At 60.5% G+C, this 19,712-nt stretch carries 19 protein-coding genes; 5 read left to right on the top strand and 14 right to left on the bottom strand.

Going from position 1 to position 19,712, the window contains the following annotated elements:
• Nucleotides 1-8: 8 nt before the first annotated feature.
• Entirely contained in the window at nucleotides 9-1,574 is a 1,566-nt protein-coding gene (locus ACV1FX_RS02020) for a dihydrolipoyllysine-residue acetyltransferase (protein WP_473115843.1), read from the bottom strand.
• 23 nt (nucleotides 1,575-1,597) lie between these two features.
• A complete protein-coding gene (gene aceE / locus ACV1FX_RS02015) occupies nucleotides 1,598-4,285 on the bottom strand; it encodes a pyruvate dehydrogenase (acetyl-transferring), homodimeric type (RefSeq protein WP_260379625.1) in 2,688 nt (895 codons plus the stop codon).
• Nucleotides 4,286-4,849: 564 nt separating this feature from the next.
• Here aceE and lipA point away from each other — a divergent pair.
• Nucleotides 4,850-5,818, top strand: a complete 969-nt coding sequence (lipA, locus tag ACV1FX_RS02010) for a lipoyl synthase (protein WP_473115842.1) — start codon at nucleotides 4,850-4,852, stop codon at nucleotides 5,816-5,818.
• Nucleotides 5,819-6,204: 386 nt separating this feature from the next.
• Here the strand turns inward: lipA and ACV1FX_RS02005 are convergent, their stop codons facing one another.
• Both ACV1FX_RS02005 and ACV1FX_RS02000 read right to left on the bottom strand, forming a co-directional pair.
• Entirely contained in the window at nucleotides 6,205-6,666 is a 462-nt protein-coding gene (locus ACV1FX_RS02005) for a GFA family protein (RefSeq protein WP_473115841.1), read from the bottom strand.
• A gap of 256 nt (nucleotides 6,667-6,922) precedes the next feature.
• Nucleotides 6,923-7,405 (bottom strand): PaaI family thioesterase, encoded by a 483-nt coding sequence (locus tag ACV1FX_RS02000; protein WP_473115840.1) that lies wholly within the window; start codon nucleotides 7,403-7,405, stop codon nucleotides 6,923-6,925.
• A 368-nt stretch (nucleotides 7,406-7,773) separates the two neighbouring features.
• On the opposite strand from ACV1FX_RS02000, the gene ACV1FX_RS01995 reads away from it, so the two are divergent.
• Entirely contained in the window at nucleotides 7,774-8,967 is a 1,194-nt protein-coding gene (locus tag ACV1FX_RS01995) for an NAD(P)/FAD-dependent oxidoreductase (protein ID WP_473115839.1), read from the top strand.
• Nucleotides 8,968-9,220: 253 nt separating this feature from the next.
• Here the strand turns inward: ACV1FX_RS01995 and ACV1FX_RS01990 are convergent, their stop codons facing one another.
• The 8 genes from ACV1FX_RS01990 to ACV1FX_RS01955 form a co-directional block, all read right to left on the bottom strand.
• Nucleotides 9,221-9,922 carry a DUF4336 domain-containing protein gene (locus ACV1FX_RS01990; protein WP_473115838.1) on the bottom strand — a complete coding sequence of 234 codons (702 nt, stop codon included), beginning with the start codon at nucleotides 9,920-9,922 and terminating at the stop codon, nucleotides 9,221-9,223.
• 21 nt (nucleotides 9,923-9,943) lie between these two features.
• Nucleotides 9,944-11,101, bottom strand: coding sequence for a DUF3224 domain-containing protein (locus ACV1FX_RS01985; protein ID WP_473115837.1), 1,158 nt, complete (start codon nucleotides 11,099-11,101; stop codon nucleotides 9,944-9,946).
• Nucleotides 11,102-11,148: 47 nt separating this feature from the next.
• The gene (locus ACV1FX_RS01980) at nucleotides 11,149-11,847 is read right to left on the bottom strand and encodes a methyltransferase family protein (RefSeq protein ID WP_473115836.1); all 699 of its coding nucleotides are present in this window, start codon (nucleotides 11,845-11,847) and stop codon (nucleotides 11,149-11,151) included.
• Nucleotides 11,848-11,850: 3 nt separating this feature from the next.
• A complete protein-coding gene (locus ACV1FX_RS01975) occupies nucleotides 11,851-12,357 on the bottom strand; it encodes a hypothetical protein (RefSeq protein WP_473115835.1) in 507 nt (168 codons plus the stop codon).
• Complete coding sequence (locus ACV1FX_RS01970; protein WP_473115834.1) at nucleotides 12,350-13,282, bottom strand: sigma-70 family RNA polymerase sigma factor; 933 nt, start codon at nucleotides 13,280-13,282, stop codon at nucleotides 12,350-12,352. The genes ACV1FX_RS01975 and ACV1FX_RS01970 overlap by 8 nt, the downstream gene beginning before the upstream one ends.
• 33 nt (nucleotides 13,283-13,315) lie before the next feature.
• Complete coding sequence (locus tag ACV1FX_RS01965) at nucleotides 13,316-13,765, bottom strand: carboxymuconolactone decarboxylase family protein (protein WP_473115979.1); 450 nt, start codon at nucleotides 13,763-13,765, stop codon at nucleotides 13,316-13,318.
• A gap of 187 nt (nucleotides 13,766-13,952) precedes the next feature.
• Entirely contained in the window at nucleotides 13,953-14,579 is a 627-nt protein-coding gene (locus tag ACV1FX_RS01960) for a flavodoxin family protein (RefSeq protein ID WP_473115833.1), read from the bottom strand.
• A gap of 149 nt (nucleotides 14,580-14,728) precedes the next feature.
• Complete coding sequence (locus ACV1FX_RS01955; protein WP_194402613.1) at nucleotides 14,729-15,574, bottom strand: crotonase/enoyl-CoA hydratase family protein; 846 nt, start codon at nucleotides 15,572-15,574, stop codon at nucleotides 14,729-14,731.
• Between the two features lie 423 nt (nucleotides 15,575-15,997).
• Here ACV1FX_RS01955 and ACV1FX_RS01950 point away from each other — a divergent pair, with 423 nt between their 5' ends.
• From ACV1FX_RS01950 to ACV1FX_RS01940, 3 genes are read left to right on the top strand one after another with little or no spacing between them, the layout of a single operon-like run.
• Nucleotides 15,998-16,309, top strand: a complete 312-nt coding sequence (locus tag ACV1FX_RS01950; RefSeq protein WP_194402614.1) for an ArsR/SmtB family transcription factor — start codon at nucleotides 15,998-16,000, stop codon at nucleotides 16,307-16,309.
• Between the two features lies 1 nt (nucleotide 16,310).
• Complete coding sequence (locus ACV1FX_RS01945; protein ID WP_194402615.1) at nucleotides 16,311-16,796, top strand: SRPBCC family protein; 486 nt, start codon at nucleotides 16,311-16,313, stop codon at nucleotides 16,794-16,796.
• Nucleotides 16,797-16,841: 45 nt separating this feature from the next.
• The gene (locus ACV1FX_RS01940) at nucleotides 16,842-17,255 is read left to right on the top strand and encodes an MAPEG family protein (protein WP_194402616.1); all 414 of its coding nucleotides are present in this window, start codon (nucleotides 16,842-16,844) and stop codon (nucleotides 17,253-17,255) included.
• 1,158 nt (nucleotides 17,256-18,413) lie between these two features.
• Here the strand turns inward: ACV1FX_RS01940 and ACV1FX_RS01935 are convergent.
• Nucleotides 18,414-18,653: a sigma factor gene (locus tag ACV1FX_RS01935; RefSeq protein ID WP_246776281.1), complete on the bottom strand. Its 240-nt coding sequence runs from the start codon at nucleotides 18,651-18,653 to the stop codon at nucleotides 18,414-18,416.
• Nucleotides 18,650-19,219, bottom strand: a complete 570-nt coding sequence (locus ACV1FX_RS01930; protein ID WP_473115832.1) for a hypothetical protein — start codon at nucleotides 19,217-19,219, stop codon at nucleotides 18,650-18,652. The genes ACV1FX_RS01935 and ACV1FX_RS01930 overlap by 4 nt, the downstream gene beginning before the upstream one ends.
• Nucleotides 19,220-19,712 lie beyond the last annotated feature (493 nt).

Here is a 19,712-nt window from a genome sequence, read left to right as displayed (position 1 = left end):
CCCCAACCTCAGAACAGCACGCGCCGCAGATCGGCGAGCACGTTGGCGAAATAGACGTTGAAGCGCGCGGCCGCCGCACCGTCGATGACGCGGTGGTCCCACGAGAGCGACAGCGGCAAGGTCAGACGCGACGTCCAGGTCTTGCCGTCCGCCGAATGCTGCTTCCAGTAGCCCTTGCAGACGCCCATGATCGCGACCTCGGGCGCGTTGATGATCGGCGTGAAATAGATGCCGCCAATGCCGCCGAGCGAGGAGATCGAGAAGGTCCCGCCCTGCATCTGGTCCGGCTTGATCTTGCCCTCGCGCGCCAGCTTGGCAAGCGCGTTCATCTCATTGGCAATGTCTGGTATCGATTTCTTGTCGGCATCGCGGATGACAGGCACCATGAGGCCGTTCGGCGTGTCCGCGGCAAAGCCGATGTGCCAGTAATTCTTGTAGACGAGGGTGTCGCCGTCGAGGCTGGCGTTGAATTCCGGAAACTTCTTCAGCGCCGCGACGGCCGCCTTCACCATGAACGGCAGCAGCGAAAGCTTGACGCCGCTCTTCTCGAGCTCCTTGTTCATCTTCACCCGGAACTGCTCGAGTTCGGTGATGTCGGCCTCGTCATGCGTGGTGACGTGCGGGATGACGACCCAGTTGCGGTGCAGATTGGCCGCCGAAATCTTCTTGATGCGACCGAGCTCCTTGCGCTCGATCGGACCGAACTTTGCGAAGTCGATCTTGGGCCAGGGCAACAGATCGATGCCGCCGACACCGCTTCCGCCTGCGCTAGCGGCCTGCGGCTTGGCGGGCGCAGCCCCGCCCCTGGCGAAGGCCTCGACGTCCTCGCGCTGGACGCGGCCGTGATTGCCTGTACCCTTGACCTTGCCGAGATCGACGCCGAGTTCGCGCGCCAGCTTGCGGACTGCGGGGCCCGCATAGGCGAGCGCAAAGGCCTTCTCGTCGACCGCGCCGGCCTGCGCCACCGGGGCTGCGGCTGGTGCCGTTGACGCGGGTGTCGGCGCAGCAGCTGCTGGCGCGGCCGGCGCTCCCTCGCCGGTTGCGAGCACGAGAATGACCGCGCCCTCGCTGACCTTGTCGCCGGTCTTCAGCTTGATCTCGCGCACGATCCCCGAAAGCGGCGCCGGTACTTCCATCGTCGCCTTGTCCGATTCGAGCGCAATCAGCGGATCCTCCGCTTTCACGCTGTCGCCGGGCTTCACGAAGATCTCGATGACCGGGACGTCCTTGAAATCGCCGATATCTGGAACGCGCACCTCGGCAACGCCGGCCGGCGCGCTGACGGGTGATGGCGGAGCGCTGACGACGGGGCGCGCCTCGGCCTCTTCGGCGCCCGCGCCCTCGAATTGGACGATCACCGTGCCTTCGCTGACCTTGTCCCCGACCTTGACGACCACTGACTTCACGACGCCGTCACGCGGCGACGGCACCTCCATGGTCGCCTTGTCGGATTCCAGCGCAACCAGGGGATCTTCGGGCTTTACCCTGTCGCCCGGCTTGACGAATATCTCGATCACCGGCACGTCCTTGAAGTCGCCGATGTCGGGAACCTTGATGTCGATCAGACCACTCATCGCTCTGCCCTCGGCTCGCTGTCTCACACGGTCCACGGCGCAGCGCGCCCGGCGTCGATTTGGTACTTGGCGATGGCCTCCGCGACGATCGCGGGCTTGATCGTGCCTTCGTCGGCCAGCGCCTTGAGCGCGGCGATCGCGACGTAGTGCCGGTCGACCTCGAAGAATTTGCGCAATTTCACGCGATAGTCGCTGCGGCCAAAACCGTCGGTGCCGAGCACGACATAGCGGCGTCCGGCCGCCTGGACATACTCGCGGATCTGGTCGGGATAGTTGCGCATGTAATCGGTCGACGCCACGACCGGGCCCGGATGGGCTTCGAGCTGCGCTTCGACCCAGCTCTTGCGGCGCGGCTCCGTCGGGTGCAGCAGATTCCAGCGTTCAGTGGCCATGCCGTCGCGACGCAGCTCGTTGAAGCTCGTCGCGCTCCAGATGTCCGCGGTCACGCCGAAGTCCGCCTTGAGCAGATCCGCCGCCGCGATCACCTCGCGCAAGATCGTGCCCGAGCCGACGAGCTGGACGCGAGGTCCCTTCTTCGCCGTCTCGCCGCCGTTCTTCAGCAGATAGAGTCCTTTGAGGATGCCCTCCTCGGCTCCCTTGCCCGCCTCGGCGAGCGAGGGGTGCGGGTAGTTCTCGTTCATCAGCGTGATGTAATAGTAGACGTCCTCCTGCGCCTCATACATGCGGCGCATGCCTTCGCGCACGATGGTCACCACCTCATAGGCGAAGGTGGGATCATAGGAGATGCAGTTTGGGATGGTGCCCGCAAGCACGTGGCTGTGGCCGTCCTCGTGCTGCAAGCCTTCGCCGTTCAGCGTGGTGCGGCCGGCGGTGCCGCCGAGCAAAAATCCCCGCGCCCGCATGTCGCCCGCGAGCCAGGCGAGGTCGCCGACGCGCTGCAGGCCGAACATCGAATAATAGATGTAGAACGGAATCATCGGCACGTCGTTCGTCGAGTAGGACGTTGCCGCGACGATCCAGCTCGACATGGCGCCGCCTTCGTTGATGCCCTCCTGAAGCACCTGCCCGGTCTTGTCCTCGCGGTAGTACATGAGCTGGTCGGCGTCCTGGGGACGGTAGAGCTGGCCGACCGACGAATAGATGCCGAGCTGGCGGAACATGCCCTCCATGCCGAAGGTCCGGGACTCATCGGGCACGATCGGCACGATGTGCTTGCCGATCGCCTTGTCGCGCACCAGCGCGCCCAGCATCTGCACGAAAGCCATCGTCGTCGAGATTTCGCGGTCGCCGGTCGCGTCGAGGAGCCGCTGGAACGTCGACAACGGCGGAATTTGCAGGGACGCGGATTTGCGCCGGCGCTGCGGCAGACTGCCGCCGAGCTTTGCGCGCTGGGCGCGCAGATATGTCATCTCCGGACTATCTTCCGCCGGACGGATGAAGGGCACCTTGGCAAGCTCATCGTCGGCGACCGGGACCTGGAAGCGGTCCCGGAATCCGCGCAGCGCGTCCTGAGTCATCTTCTTGGCCTGATGCGCGATCATCTGGCCTTCGCCGGACTCGCCCATGCCGTAGCCTTTGACGGTCTTGGGCAGAATGACGGTCGGCTGTCCCTTGTGGTTCACCGCCGCGGTATAGGCCGCAAACACCTTTTCCGGATCGTGACCGCCTCGCGCAAGTTGCCAGATTTCGTCGTCGCTCATGTCGGCAACGAGTTGCTTCAGCTCCTCGTACTTGCCGAAGAAGTGCTCGCGGATATAGGCGCCGCTCTTGCTCTTGAAATCCTGGTACTCGCCGTCGACGCATTCCTCCATGCGCTTCAGCAGCAACCCGCTCTTGTCGTTCGCCAGCAGCCGATCCCAGCCCGATCCCCACAGCACCTTGATGACGTTCCAGCCGGCGCCGCGGAAAACGCTTTCGAGTTCCTGAACGATCTTGCCGTTGCCGCGCACCGGTCCGTCGAGCCGCTGCAGGTTGCAGTTGATGACGAAGATCAGATTGTCGAGGTTCTCGCGGCCGGCGAGTGATATCGCACCGAGCGACTCCGGTTCGTCGGTTTCGCCGTCCCCCATGAAGGCCCAGACCTTGCGATTGGCGGTCTCGGCCAGCTTGTGGTTCTCCAGATATTTCAGGAACCGGGCCTGATAGATCGCCATCAGCGGCCCCAGCCCCATCGACACCGTCGGGAACTGCCAGAAATCCGGCATCAGCCAGGGATGCGGATAGCTCGACAGGCCCTTGCCGCCGGTCTCCTGCCGGAAGCCGAGCAGCTGATCCTCGCTCAGCCGCCCTTCGAGAAACGCGCGCGCATAGATGCCGGGCGAACAGTGGCCCTGGACGAAGATCAGATCGCCGCCGTGTTTTTCCGTCGGCGCATGCCAAAAATGGCCGAAGCCGATGTCATAGAGCGTGGCGGCGGACTGGAAGCTCGCGATGTGCCCACCGAGCTCCGAGCTTTCCTTGTTGGCGCGCAGAACGATGGCGAGCGCATTCCACCGGATGATGGATCGCAGCTTGTGCTCGATGGCGCGGTCGCCCGGCAGCGGCGGCTGCTGATCCAGCGGAATCGTGTTACAATAGGGCGTAGTCAGCGTCTGCTGAATAGCGAGGCCGCCGCCGCGCGCGGCGGCAATGACGGCGTTGACGACGAATTCGGCGCGCTCGCTGCCGCGGTGACCTCGGATTGCCGACAGGGCATCGAGCCACTCCCGGGTCTCCTGCGGATCCAAATCGTGCGCGTCCGCAACTGTCATTACTCTCTCCCTTGCATGCCAAGCAGAAGTCAGGCGTCATCGTTCATTGCGACACCTCGGGGTCGAGGCGCGCGATGCCACGCAGGCGTTGCCCGTCGCTCTAGATTAAAGATGTGCTGGCTGGCATTTGAACGTTCCCCTCGCCGTGCTTGTTTCTGATCTGCTTGTTCTTTGCAGCCATCTAAGCAGCATTCGTGCCAGACCTCGAAGAGGCCTGGCGATCGCGCACATACCCTTCATTTTGCTCAGGATTGTCGGTCAGCCGCCCGACCGCGCCGATATGATCGGCCGGCATTCGTCTGAAGCTCCGGAAAACGGACCGCTGGTTCCGCCCGAAAGATCGGACCCGTTGATTGGTCCGGCAAGCAAGGGCGTTGCCGGCATGAGCGGCCGCGAACGCGAACCACGGCGGGACAACAGCCGGCGCGTGCGTGCATGACGATTTGACTAACGCGGCTCGAACAACGAATGTCTATGGCAGGACAGTCTTTGCATTTTCGCGCACGTCAATTCGCCAGCGTTTGAATACTCCGCGCCTTTCTTGCGCAACGCGAGGTAGCCCAGATGACCGTCGTACTCGATCTCCTCAACAAGGACCCGCGCGCGAAGCTGCGATCTGACGCGCCGCGCCACCCCGAGAAGGTGAACCGTCCGGAGACGCCCCTGCAGAGCAAGCCGGCGTGGATCCGCGTGAAGGCGCCGGGTTCGGACGCCTGGGCCGAGACCAGACGCATCGTGCGCGAGAACAAGCTCGTCACCGTGTGCGAGGAGGCGTCCTGCCCCAATATCGGCGAATGCTGGAGCAAGAAGCATGCGACCTTCATGATCATGGGCGATACCTGCACGCGCGCCTGCGCATTCTGCAATGTGCGCACCGGCCTGCCCGGCCCGCTCGACGCCGATGAACCCGCCAAGGTCGCCGAAGCCGTTGCTAAGCTTGGGCTCGAGCACGTCGTCGTCACGTCGGTCGATCGCGACGATCTGGCCGATGGCGGGGCGGCACACTTCGCTGCGACGATCGCCGCGATCCGCGCGGCGAGCCCGGCAACGTCGATCGAGATCCTGACGCCGGATTTCCTGCGCAAGCACGGCGCGCTCGAGACGGTCGTGGCGGCGAAGCCGGACGTGTTCAATCACAATCTGGAAACGGTGCCGTCCAAATATCTGGCCGTGCGCCCGGGAGCGCGCTACTTCCATTCGGTCCGGCTGCTGCAACGCGTGAAGGAGCTCGATCCGCAGATCTTCACCAAGTCCGGCATCATGGTTGGCCTCGGCGAGATCAAGAACGAGGTGTTGCAATTGATGGACGATTTGCGCTCCGCAGACGTCGACTTCCTGACCGTCGGCCAGTATCTGCAACCCACGCGAAAGCATCACCCCGTGGTCGACTTCGTGACGCCCGACGAATTCGATTCCTATGAGAAGACCGCCTATGCCAAGGGTTTTCTTCTCGTATCTGCGACGCCCTTGACGCGCTCTTCCCATCACGCCGGCGATCAGTTCCGCAAATTGCGCGCGCGCAGCCGCGAGTAGCGTGGCACCGCGCCGGCTAACGCAACTTTGCGGCGACTGTGCAAATCGCAGAGGGAGCGGGAGTCAAATCGCCGAGTTTCGATGATCCCGTGTGGAACAGCTGAGACTGCACGCAGCACTCGCTAGCCTCCTGCCCTCGGAACAGATTTGCCCATGGGCCACAAGCCTGCTCACGTCAGCTGTGAGGAGATTATTCTTGATCTCCCTGTGCACACGCCGTGCACACGCCGCCTTCCAACTCATTGAGAAACTTGAACTCTCGCTCCAATCCATCATGGGCAAGTTTGAGCAAGCTCCAGCCAGTACGATCAAGGCTGAGCCACAGTAGACAGCTTTGCGCCATGAGCTGCCTTCCCCGATAAGCAGTTTGACCCGAAGCAAACAGACTATGACTGGGCCCATCGGGCAAAATATGCCTCAATCTTCTCCTTCACTCCGTCGGCGGGTGCCTCCCTGAATTTGACGGTGCCGGGATGAAGAGGGTGCCATGAAGGTGCGCGTGCGAGCCAAGTTTCAGCCGTGGGTTCAAACTTCGATGGATCATCGAGGCTGCCGACGGTAAGCAGCAGCAATTGCGGCCTTGTCGGCCAATGTGCAGAAATTTGACTGCCACAATGATTGCAGAACCCTCTCCGGAACAGACGTCCACTTTCTGCAACGGTTTGGAAGAAGGCTGGCTCTGACTTCAGATAGCGAAACCTGTCGCTCGCCACCATAATGAAGGCCGAGAATGCAGTGCCGCTTGATCGTTGGCAATCCCGGCAGTGACACATCAACTGAACAATCGGAACGTCTGTGCATTCATAGCGAACTTTTTCACACGCGCATCCGCCGGTCAGCATTTTCATCTTTCCGTTCACTGAAGGAGTTGATGTAAGATACGTAAGGAGGGATTCGTCAAATGACGAGCTCCGGTTTTACTCCAGCAGACCCATCCGTCCCATGACGCCGAGAGCCGCTTCTCGACCTTCTCCGGCTTGGGTCTCACAACTGAATGCGTTTTGCACCAAAGGCTGCTGGCGTGTGGCTTGCTTTCGACGCCTGCCCTTCTGTCCATCGGATGCGCCGCACATTGCGAACGATAGCCGATCGCTCTACGGCGGCCTAACCGAGCGCGACTAAAAGCGTTTCGCCCGTCGCAACCAGCGACCGTTTGCCGGAACCGTCCTCCGCAAACAATTCTGCCCGAGCAAAGGTCTGCTTGCGACCGGCGCGAACCGTCGCGCCTTTCGCGATAAAACCGCGACCGACTGCGGGCCTCAAACAGTTCATGGAGAAATGCGATGCTGTTACGGGCCCGATGAGAGTCGCGGCGGCAAATCCGCAGGCCGTGTCGAGCAACGCCGCGATTGCCCCAGCATGAAGATGGCCGGCATATTGTGTGAGATCATCGCTCCATGGCATTCGGAGCTCCGCCTCTCCGTCGGCGGCCAACACGACTTCGAACCTGAAAAGGCGATTTAAGTTTGCCGCAGCGTTCGCTGCCGTGAGTTCTTGGAGGTTCATTGCCGGGCCGCCTGTCATCCTTGCTCCTTTACCGACACATTTCTTTTTCGAATTGACGAGCCAGGTCGGACTCTTGCTCATCGGCAAAACCGAACAGTCCTATGCTCGAGTGCTGATCTCCATGCAAAGCGCCAAGACGTCCGACGCGCCGCGTCTCCTCCGGCTAATTCACCTCAAGACGATCGCGAGCCCTCCAGTGTGACATGCAGCTACAACTACCTGCGATGCAAATCTGCTCGGGCCGCAGGTACCGTCAGCACGAACAAGGTTGCCATGCTCCGTCTTTTTGATCCCGCCTGGGGAGACCTGCGATGTCGTGTCTGCGCAGGCACTCAGCCGCTGGCGCCGGCGCCGTGTGGACCAAAATCAGTCGGATGAAGTGTCACAACCAGCTGCTCTATCTCGTCCTGCCTTGAGAACGCCCGACCAAAGTCAGAAAGGGAACGAGCATGTCGAAGAATATTCTTGTCATTGGCGGAGGTTTTGCCGGCTTTTGGGCAGCGATGGCGGCCCGGCGAGTTGCAAAATCGGCAGCAGATATCACTGTTGTTTCGAGAGAGCCGAGACTGGAAATAAGGCCAAGACTGTACGAGGCCAAGCCAGACACTCTCGCGGTCGATGTTCTTCCGTACCTGGACAAGGTCGACGTGAACTTCGTCCGTGGAGAGGCGGTCGGGCTGGACACGACTGCAAAGATCGTATCGCTCGATGACGCCACCTGCCTCACCTACGATCGCCTCATCGTCGCCACAGGCAGTCGGATGTGTCGTCCGCCAGTACCTGGCGCCGCAGAGGCTTATTCCGTCGACACTCAAGCGGAAGCAATCGCTTTCGATCGGCGCCTGAAGGAGCTCGCCTGCGACAAGAAAAAACCTACCATTGTCGTCGTTGGCGCCGGCTTTACGGGCATCGAACTTTCACTCGAGCTGCGCGACCGATTCGTGGCCCACGGCGCAGCCGAGGCTGCAGAACGAATGCATATCGTCCTAGTCGACCGCTCGGACGTGGTCGGACCCGAGCTTGGGCCGGGGCCGCGTTCGGAGATCGAGCGTGCCTTGCAGTCTGCGCGTATCGAGCTCCGACTTGGCGCTACAATCACAACGCTGGCTTCAAACCGTGTAAACTTCGCGGACGGCAGCGCTCTTTCAGCGGATGCCGTCGTGCTCGCGACGGGCATGAGAGCCTCGCCTTTCACAAATAATGTTCCCGGCGAGCGAGATGAGCTCGGTCGGATCGTCGTCGACGCAGAGCTCCGGGCTCCCGCCGCGCCGGAAATATTCGTCGCAGGCGACGCTGCGGCGGCCGACACTGGAGATGGACACCGGGCTCTGCAATCCTGTCAACACGCGCTGCAGATTGGGCGGGTAGCCGGAGAGAACGCCGCGCGGGACCTGCTTGGGATGCCGGCTGTGCCCTATTCTCAACTTAACTATGTTACCTGCCTGGACCTTGGTCGATGGGGCGCGGTCAGGACACAGGGCTGGGATCGACGAGTTGAGCTGACTGGTGCTGAAGGCAAGGCCCTGAAGCGAAAAATCAATACCAAGCTCATCTATCCACCAGCTGATGGCGGGGGTGAAGCTTTGCTTGCAAGCTCGACCATAGATATCGTCAAACGATATGCGATCGACGGGTCACGATAACTTACGGGCGCTTTCAAAGTCGAGTTCCGCCCGAATCCAGATTCCAGGCCATAAAGAGGCCGCCTCCTGAGGCGGCCTTGGCTTGTAGGGGTGACTGCCACCGAGAACGGCTTGGTCGGGCTCTGCTTTTCATCTCCTCGGGCATCGCACCGATGTATTAGTCGTTGTATCCGCAATCATTATTCATGCGACCCGGGGCGGCGGTCATGACCATCTACTCACAACGGGCGGCATTGCGGATAACAGGATCACCTCAACCCATCCAAGAAAGGGATTGCGCGAGGAACACAGATCCGCCATTCCGCTGCCACTGCCCGTGTGCCATCACGACGCGCTCTGGCTGCCAGTTCAACACTTTCGCACGCGCCTTGCGCGCCAAACGGCGATCGAGAAATGATAGACGGAGGTCGAGTGGCGCACGCGCACCGGTAAGTGCAGTGATGCCCGACAGACGCGCGAGGCACCGTTGCCATGGCTTCCATTTAGTCCTGAGGTAATCCTCGCCAAAGGCTTGGACGAGGTCGCCGAAAATCGCCGTACCGGATGCTCTGTGGAAGAATGCAAGTTCGTCCAGCAGCGGCGAACCCCGAAACCAGGCTTGATCGATGTCACTGCTCCAGGCGGCCGGCGGCTGATCTGTCAGGCCGCGTTCGAACGTCAGGTCGGGTCGCTTGTCGATCGTCGACGCTGGCCCCCAAAGATGTGCTTGCGGGAAGCGTTCCTGCCACCGTGACAGGAAGAGGTGGTGAAGCTTGTTCGGGCTGACGAGATGCTGCACGAGACCGAGGCTGGCCAGTTCCGCGCGTAGCTCTTCATTGAGTTCGATCGGCGACCAGACCCAGAGATCACCGTTTGAAAGTCTGACGATCACCATGCGGGTGGGATATGGAAATCCGTGGAAGCTCACGTCCGCCCCATCCGCTATCCAGATATTGTCCGCTATCGATTGAAGCATCGCCGTGTGCTTCCAGAAGCATTAAAGGATGAGTGAGGTCTCGAGCCAGTACGTCAAGGACGTGCTGGCACGCCATCCCGTGGGAGAGCTCTCGTCCCGCTCAGCCGAGAACTCCGCATAGCCGCTCAGTCGTTCGAGCTCTCCTGTTCCCGAACCCCTCACGATCTCCCAACGGCCGCGCACGACCGGGCCCGGCTCCATTGCTCCTTCGGCCTTTAGCAGAAATGATCCCTTCAGGCCTCCGATTGTACCTGCGATGCGCTCGTAGCAGATCAAGGTGCCCGTGCCGTCGGCACGTTCGAGCCTCAAGTGCGTGGCCCTCCCTTCGCCGACGATACCACCGACAAACTTTTCTACCAGGCGTGTCTCGACTATGGCAACGCCGCTCGCGTCCGCCTCGCTGAGAACCGACCTGTCGTATTTTTCGACCTCGACCTTACTCGCTACCGTGCGAGGCTCCCAGCTCCCCTCTCCAGCGGCCACCAGGCCGCCCTGAGACCTCGGAGCGGATCGGAAAGCGCCTTCAAGAGCAATCGTCCCTTCCCAGGCTCTTAATGTCGAGTATTCGGCGAGCACACGCAAAGCCTCGTGCATCTCGGCTGCTGTGATGCCAGCCCGAAGTGCCATACAAACGTGCGCTGCAAAGGCCTGTCCGAGGGTACCGCTCACAACATCGATTGCAAGACTGGCAAACAGGCGCTCGCGGTGGTCCAGGCCGGGTCGCGCCCAAAGCTCGGACGATTGTCTTTCGATAGCAAGAGCAAGCTTGGGATCGGCAGATCTGAGTGCTTCAAGAGCATGTGCCGGGTATGGCGTAGCGGGATGAGGCGATGGAGGGCGTGCTGCATGGCTGTCGGGGCTATGGCCGAGTTCTGCAACTACTTCCGCCAGTCGCTCGAATGCCCTTGAGACCGGATTGAGACCGGCCGCTGGCGCCACATGACGCAACAGCTCGCGCAGGTCTTCAACACACATCTCGGCCTTGCTCAAGGCCATGGCTACATGCAGCTCGAACGGGAGACCAAGCTCGTGCTCCGCAACATCTCCAGCAATAAGCAGGCACGCCTTTTCGCGCATTGAGAGCTGCGACGGCGACCAGATGCTGCGAGCGGCCTCAAGCCCCATGGATCCAAAAACAGGGTCAAGCCGCAGGACACGGTCGGGGGACACTAGCTCCATAACGCACTCCTTGTCGTTGATGTGACGGGGTTCGCAACGGTCTTCGATTAGTAGATGCCCGGCAACAGCCGGGCCGTACGAACTCGATAGGTCCGGTATTGCTCACCAAACGCGCCGATCAGCAGGGCTTCTTCGGCATCCATCCGCGCGATCACCGGCACAACCGTCGCCGCTGCCAGCAACGCGCCCGCAAGTGAGCGGAAGGCAAGGGCCCAGCCCAGGACACATAGAAGCATGCCTAGATAACTCGGATGACGGATCCAGCGATAAGGCCCGGTGGTGACGAGACGGTGTTCTGGCTGGATCGCGACAAGTCCACTGAAGCGATTCCCAAGGACGAATACGGGCCACAGCCTCAGCACTCCGCCCATCGCATAGATAACCACGCCACACCAACGCGTTGTGTCGCCGTCAATCGTACCCCAGTCCAATCGGTCCGTGAGAGCCGGAAGCCAGCCGATCAGAATGCCGAGGACCGCGAAAGCGGCAAGGACCCAGCGGTTCGACCGATCCTCACGCACGCCCGGGCTCAGATTACCGGCAGTGAACATGGATGCGATCGTCAGCACGACCGTGACCGCTGTCAGCACAGAGAGGGGTGCATGAGAAAAGAACGCGCGCAGCCCACCCCACCCCAGAATGGCCAGGGCGATAAACGCGGCCGTTCCCAGCCCTGCCGTGATGAGAAGGAGCAGGGAGTGCATATTACTGAGCTGGATCCGCTGTGAGAACGATCGAGCCTGCATTTGTCAGAATTTCCTCGTGGGTTGACTGCTTCGCCGGACTCCCGACAGAACTGCGCACAGCGCCAGCACCAATGCCAACAATGTCAGCGCCGCACTCCCGGCGTGCCCATATTCCCATTGCAGGCGGGCCGCCCCGAGACTTGTCGGTATCTCTGTCCAGTTCCGTGTGAGGGCGTTCATCGGATAGATAAAGCACCAGAAGATGACCTGGGCACCGATGAGCAAGGCAAGCGCCCCCAGCGAAAGCCAGCGCGCGACCGGAACGTCCCACATGACGACGGCATGACCCAGCGTGCAGCCAACCGCGATGACGATCGCAATACTAAAGAATGCCCAGCCGTCATAAGCCCTTTGCATCGTCATGTAGTCGACCGACGACATCTTCAATTTATTGAACATTTCAAAGAAGTGGGCGCCTTCCGGAATGAGGTAGATGGCGACGGAGACAACGGTCGCGATTCGCAGCAGGCCGACCCCATATTTCCTTCGGCCGTTGGCAGCCTCAAGCATCGTGGGGCCCTGCCCTGTTGACAACACGCGTCAGTTTGTCCGGATTCCGAACGACATAAACCTTGCCGATCTTGCCGCTGACAATTTCGAGGGCGATGGTGAGAAGTTCTCCATTTGCCAGCGTCGCCACGCATCCAGGGAGCCCGTTGATCATCGCAGGACGCAGGTTGACAACAGGTTGCACGCGCTTGCGCGCCAGGCCGGCGAAAAGCGCAACAATCCTGGCGCGTCCGACAATCGGATTGAGAGCGGCTCGTCGCTTGCCGCCGCCATCCGTGTACAACACGGCGTCGTTTGAGAGGATATTCGCCAGGCCATCGACATTACCGGTCCGATAGGCTGTCATGAACGCCTGAAGGATTTCGTTTCCTTTGTCAGGTTCAACCTCGAATCGTGGTCGTGACTCCCGGATGTGCGCACGGGCCCGCGCGGCGAGTTGCCGGCACGTTACCTGATTGCGTCCGAGCAGCCGGGCAACCTCCTCGAACTCGACATCAAAGACGTCATGCAACAGAAAGGCGGCCCGCTCGAGCGGTGAAAGCCGTTCCAGGGCCAACATCAATCCGACGGACAAATCGGAGGCATAGTCGCTCGCCGTCTCCGCCCCCAGGGTCTCGGCATCCAGCACGGGCTCCGGCAACCATGGGCCGACATAGGTCTCACGCTTTGCGCGGGCGGATTTCATCTGATCAAGACAGATGCGTGTGACGATCTTGGCCAGGAACGCTCGCGGCGACTCGACCCTCGCCCTGTCAGTTCCGTGCCATCGAAGGTAGGCTTCCTGCACAGCATCCTCGGCTTCCGTCAACGAACCAAGCATCCGGTAGGCCAAACCGGTCAAATAACGACGGTGCTTTTCGAACTGGTCTGCGGCGCTGTGCCCGCTCACTTCAGGCGATGTTTGCTCCTGTAAGGCGTCCGTCATGGTTCACTCCAGAGGAAGTGACCGAGCTGAAACTCAGCTGGCCTGGGGTTCGGCCGGATGGTGAGCGCGCGCTCCTATAGCAAGGCGGTTGAACGCATTGATGAGCGCGATTGCAACGGAGAGCGCGATGATCTCATCCTGCGAGAAGCGTCGCTGCACGTCTTCGAACACTTCGTCGGGCGCGTGAGTTTCTGCAATCCGCGTCAAACTCTCCGTCCACGCAAGCGCCGCCCGCTCCCGGTCCGAGAACAGCGCCGACTCGCGCCAGGCGTCCAGCAGGAGCAGCCGGGTAGGACTCTCGCCGTGCTTGAACGCCTCGCCGCTGTGCATGTGCAGACAGAAATTGCACCCGTTGATCTGGGAAGCTCTCACCTTGACCAGTCCGACCAGTTTTGGATCGAGAACGCTCGCCGCCCATTGATCGGCGGCGCGCATAGCCTCAATGCCCTCATTCGGGCTTGCAAGATTGATGCGGGGTTTCATTTGGCGGCCTCCTTGACTGTCTAATGACAAAGAGACGACCGACGGCATCGATCGTGACATGTGCATTGCCTGGAAAAACAGGGCTGCTTTGCAAAACGTTCCAGGCTCATGCGGATTGCCAGGAGCCGCTTCCCTTCTCCCTCCGGCAACGCCGTCATCTTTGCCAGCGAAGCTCGATTGCAGGGTGTTAACGGATATCGTGCCGGGATCCAGCCCGTTCGGGGATCGATCTTCCCCTGGCCAATTGCCAGGCCGTTTCGGCCACCCGCCGGCCAAGGAACCTGGCCGTGTCCAGGTCTGATCGGGGCGGAGCCAGATCCGGACCCTGATCCACGTTGGATTGGGCTCCTGCTCCAAGCCAGATTCCAAGCCGGTTCCGCTCTTCGTCGGATCCCTGAGATGAGTTGTTGGCGGGAGGAAGCCCCAGATTGATCCAATGCATCCCATGCTGGGCGGCAAATAGCGATAGCTGTACAAGAGTCGAGAGCTTGTCTCCGGAACGGGCTCCAGAATTGGTAAAACCTGCAGCAAGCTTTCCGGACCAGGCGAAGCCCTTGGCCAGGACCGGCCGGGACGTGGCTTCCTGAAACGCCTTAAATTCCGCCGACGCACTTCCCATATAGGTCGGCGCACCGAATATGATGGCTTCGCACACCTCAAGGTCGATCCACAGCTGCTGCGCTTCGATTACGTCCATGAGCAGTGCGTTGACACCCCGCACTTCCGCAGCTCCGTCTCGTACTGCTTCCGCTTGTTTTTTCGTGTGGCCGAAGCCGCTGTGATAGACGACAGCGACATTGATCGTCGATTCCATTACAGTCACCTCTTCCTGCATACTGACTGTTCAAGTACGCCGCCTTGCCGCTCTGCTTTCGTTCATCGTCATCTACGAGCTTCGGCGGATGACATTCGGCGGCGAAACTGACCAGACCGTCGGTTCTGGGCACGATCGCGCGACATGATCTATTTGCCGGGTGAAGAACCGCGTGAGGCGAGCAACTCTTCGGGATCGGCAAATTTCGCCGGCCGAACAGCCAGATTCGCAGCAACAGCCTCGATGTGATCCGGCGAGCCGATCAGGGCGTGTTGCTCCCGTCTCTCGCTCGCAAGACCCGCGCCTGCATCACAAGTAACGGCTTCGTTCAGGAGCCGCTTCGCGGCGCGGATTGCGAACGGGCTCCGGGTGGCGATTTCACGTGCGGTCTTCATAGCGGCCGCGTGGGGATTATCGACCACACGCGTGACGAGCCTGTAAGAAACAGCCTCTTCAGGACTGAAGATTCGACCGGTATAGGTCAGCTCCCTGACGACATCTTCCGCAGCAAGGTGACGCATCAGTTGCGTGCCCGACATGTCGGGCACCAAGCCCCACTTCGACTCGAGCACCGCCAGTTTGGTTCCCGGCGCCACGTAACGAATATCCGCACCGAGAGCGATCTGGAAGCCGCCACCGAACGCCAGGCCATGAACCGCCGCGATCACCGGCACGGGAAGCTGCCGCCATAACCAGACGACATGTTGAGCCCAACTAGCGATGCCGTGGGACGCTTGAGTAAGATCCGCAAACGGCAGCAAGCTTTCGCCTCGAGAAATTGCATCGAGCCGTTCGACATCCAGACCGGCGCAGAAGGCACGGCCTTCGCCGGACAGCACGACTGCTCGAACTGTTCTGTCGCGACTGAGCCGCTCACCCGCCTCTGCGAGGGCCATGAACATGGAGGGATCCAGAGCATTCATCTTTTCGGGACGATTCATGCGCACGTCAGCAACACTCTCTTCTACGACGATGGTCACGCGATCGTCCGTCATTGGGGCATCTCCGCGCTGGTACAACTCGAGCTAACTTCCTCGATGGACGAAGCGATCGCGACAAGGAACCGCCCGACCAACAAAGGGGAACAACCCGGTGAGGATGCCCTCACCGAATGCTCTCCCTCGACCGCTGTTGACCCGTCTTATCCATCAAAAACACTGACGAGATGGACGCAGGTGCCGTGACACGCCCGCGCAAAATTTTGTCAGGCAGCGAACCCAAAAGCGCGCTCTGTCAGCACCAATCCTACAGTGAAAGGAGGGACCATCGACCCAAGGCTGTTGGCGCGTGCAATTCAGCCCCTTTGACCAGATAATTAGTCTATGCTAATCATTAGTCACAACTTATGATCTCCTTGTATGCAGTTTGGCGGGCGGACAAGGTCCCCCTCCCCAGACTGCAGGCGTCAGAGCTTAGCCATGGTCAAAGATAGTGCGCAGCTTGCCGCCCTGGGAGATCCCACGCGAAGGCGAATATTCGAACTCGTGGGAACGCGGCCTCGCACTGTCGCTGAAATCACTCGAGAACTAACGGTCTCCCAGTCAGCCGTCTCCCAGCACCTCAAGGTTCTGCGCGAATCCCGTCTGGTTCGTGCCGAGCCGAAAGGTGCCAGCAACGTTTATCACATTGACCCGGCCGGGCTCGGCCAGATGCGCGCCTGGCTCGACCGGTTCTGGAGCAACACGTTGGCGGCTTACAAGGTAGCTGTCGAGAAATCACGAGAGGACTAGCATGAGCAGACACATATCGGCCGCACCCATCAAACAATCAATCGTGGTTGATGTCCCTATCGAGCGTGCGTTCAAGGTTTTCACTGAAGACTTCGGCAGCTTCAAACCACGCGAGCACAATCTGCTTTCTGTTCCCATAGCAGAGACGGTATTCGAGCCACGTGTGGGCGGTCACGTTTATGATCGTGGTATCGATGGCAGCGAGTGCCGCTGGGCGCGTGTGTTGGCTTTCGAGCCGCCTAATCGTGTGCTTCTGAGTTGGGACATCAGCCCACGCTGGCAACTCGAGACCAATCCCGACAAGACCAGTGAGTGGGAGGTGCGGTTCATCGCCGAGACGCAAAACCGGACCCGCCTGGAGCTTGAGCATCGTCACCTCGAACGCCATGGCGAAGGTTGGGAAGGCGTCCGCGAAGGCGTCAAGGGCGATCAGGGTTGGCCCCTCTATCTGAAAAGGTACCGCCAGCGGATCGCCGGTGAGGCTTGATGCTCGCCTTCTCCCTGCGTCCCTATCGTAATTGCGGAGGCCCTCATGGCAACTTATTCGTTGAGTGTTATCGGAGTACTTCTCCTCTGCCTCATATCCATTTTGCTGGCGATTCATTCGGGATCGTCCAAAGGCAGGGCGGGCGTCCTCTCCGGACCTGTCCTGCCGGCCGACGACGAAAACTTGTTGTACCGGATTGATCGCGTGCACATGAACGCGGTGGAGGCGCTGCCACCTTTTGTGGTCCCAGCCGTTCTGGCCATGATGGTAGGAGTCAGACCCGGCACACTTGCGACGCTCGTATGGATCTACGTTGCGATTCGTCTGATACACGTTGTGGTCTATTTGCGCGGCGGCAAAGCTGCCAAAGGCGGCAGCATCAGAACCATTCTCTATGTTTCAGGAGCGGCTGTGACTGTTATTCTAATTGCGACCACCGCCGTGGCAGCGATCGGCTGACATACCAAACAAAGCGACAGCTGAGCCCCCGAGAAATGCGGCTGCTTGCGAGCTCTCGTGGTCCAGTTGTCCCTTTTGCGCTAACAGCTGCTAATCTGTTGGCGAATGCTCGTACATGGAGTTCTAAGCGGCACCACCAGAAGTGCGAAATCGTCGAGGATCGTAAACTGGCGTATCAAATCGTACGATTGATGGCGGAGGAGTCCCCGATTCAACTGCTCCGTTGCGAGGTGGACGGGTCAAGCTGCGCAATGAGGGAGTGACGATCTTCATCTCCGACAACTGAGTCAGCCCGTCCCTACTCTCCTGTCCCCCAGACCCCGGAAATTTCTGTCTTCCAAAGCGCCAACCGAAGGGTCCCACCTTCCCATAGAAGGACTGCTGACATTGGCTTCGCAGGATTTTCTTTGATCTGCCGGTGCACACGTCGTGCACACTCGCCTTCTAACCGTATGAAAGACTTAAACTCTCGCTCCAATCCATCATGCGGTCGCGGTGCCCCTCGGCGTGGACGATCAGGTCGGCGCCGTCAGCACGGTATAAAGCGGCTTGCCGGCCACCAAATGGTCCTGGCTGTCCTGAACCGCGCGGCGCACGCAATTCCTTTGATACGACACGGTTCGTGCTGCAAGCGTGGCATCCTAGATTCGACAATGATCGCCGACATCAGTGGCTTGGGCAGCAACTCGAGGAGTGCGCCACGGGCTGGTCATGCGAGCGGATCATCACCCATTGCTCGCCGGTCCGACATATCGATCCGCCGTGGCGTCAGAAGCCTCTCTCTTCAAAAGCTCGACCTCAAGCTCAAGCGTAGTCTCCTAGACGCAACAGTAGCCAGTTTCCAACTCCGACAATTCTGTGCCCACCGTATCAGGCGCGATCCGGGGGGCAGAATTGAACGTGCTGCAACTTTGTCAGGGTTTCGGGTCAGGTAAATGGCGACGATCTTGCCGTCGCTGTGTTCGTTGGCCATGGTGTCGATCGACCCGTCGCTCTCGCGCATCACAAATCCGGGGGAGCCATTGACCATAGCATCCCGCGCCGTGATGGCGGCAAGGGCCGGATTCTTGCGGGCGAGACCGTGGAGAAAACGCAGTATTCTGTCCGCCTCGAATGGGATTGAGAGCTGCAGCGCGTTTGCCGCCACTGGCCGATATACTACGACTCGCATCGTGCTCGCGCCGACTTCATGCGGTCCAGGCAAAACCGCGTCACGACTGTCGCAAGATAGCGATAGGGTTCCTTGACCTCGGTACGGTCGATGGCGTGCCACCGCAGATAGGCATCCTGCACGTCATCCTCGGCCTCGGCGCGCAACGCGAGCATGCGGTAGGCAAGCTTCGTCAGCGCGCGCCGAAGCGTCTCGAGAGCCGCGGCACCGTGGTCGCGGGTTGTCATGCGGCCGATGCCCGTCTAGGCGGCGTCACGTCTCGCATTACAGGAACTGTTTCGCCGCCGATCTCCAAACGCGTGCAAGTCCGGCCATGACCGAGTGCATATTTGATCGTCGGATACATCCGGCCTGAGAGGATGGCGAAAGAGAGAGCGACCAGCGCTCGTCTTCCGAAGTTCCGCACGACCTCTTCGCGCAACTCGTCGGCTTCCGGCGCGTGCCGCAAGGTCGCCTCTGCAAAGCGGGTAGCTAGGACCGCTTCCGGCGGCATGGCCGCGAAATCACGGGTGACGATGGCACGCAGCACCTTCGGGTCGACCCCCTCCTTCTCGGCCATGATGATGCCGAGTTGCGTGCAGGGTCCGCAGTCCTCCGCCATGACTGCGACCAAGCCGGCAGCGGTATAGGCGTTGACCGGGGCGCCGCCGCGATAGCGGCCTAGCGCCTGAAGCTTGCCGAATGCCAACATCGCCCACGGATCGATGTCGATGAGCTCGCGCATATAGCTGGCGTCGTAGTTCCACTTGCGTTCAAAGGCAGCGATCTGCCGCTTCAAAAACCAACGCAACATACCTCTCCTCCTACGTTCGGTCCAAGCGGAAAGCCTAGGCGAGCGGTTCCAATACGCTAACTGGCCGCCATGGGCTTTCGCGTCTACGACGATGCAGGCGTTCGGTCTGTGACATGCTATCTGAAATATTTTGGCCTGTCGGGGGCTTCGCAGAGCGTCCAAGGCAGGGCCGACCCTATTCGGAGATCGCATCGGCACGGGTCTCGTCGTGCTGATACTCGTAGACGGGGCACGAAGTCGTTAGACGAAAGTCGAGGCGCGAGAGAGGAAGGAAACATCGGACCCCGCTAGGAATGGGCATTCTGATGATCGTGCAATAGCGCCGACACGGGGCGGGTTAAGCTTCAGAGCCGATGCGGGTCACATTGGGCGCCGAATAACACCAGCGCGCTGAGCGCGGTATGCACGATCGCCGGATCGATGGACGAGGAAAACATCAGCTCGCCGATCAAGTCGTGGATGGCGTCCGCCGAATGAGAACTTCATCGGCCCG

It is taken from the genome of Bradyrhizobium ingae, assembly GCF_055791185.1.
Note: the sequence above shows the minus strand (reverse complement) of the source record. Positions and strands in the feature narration are given on the sequence as shown.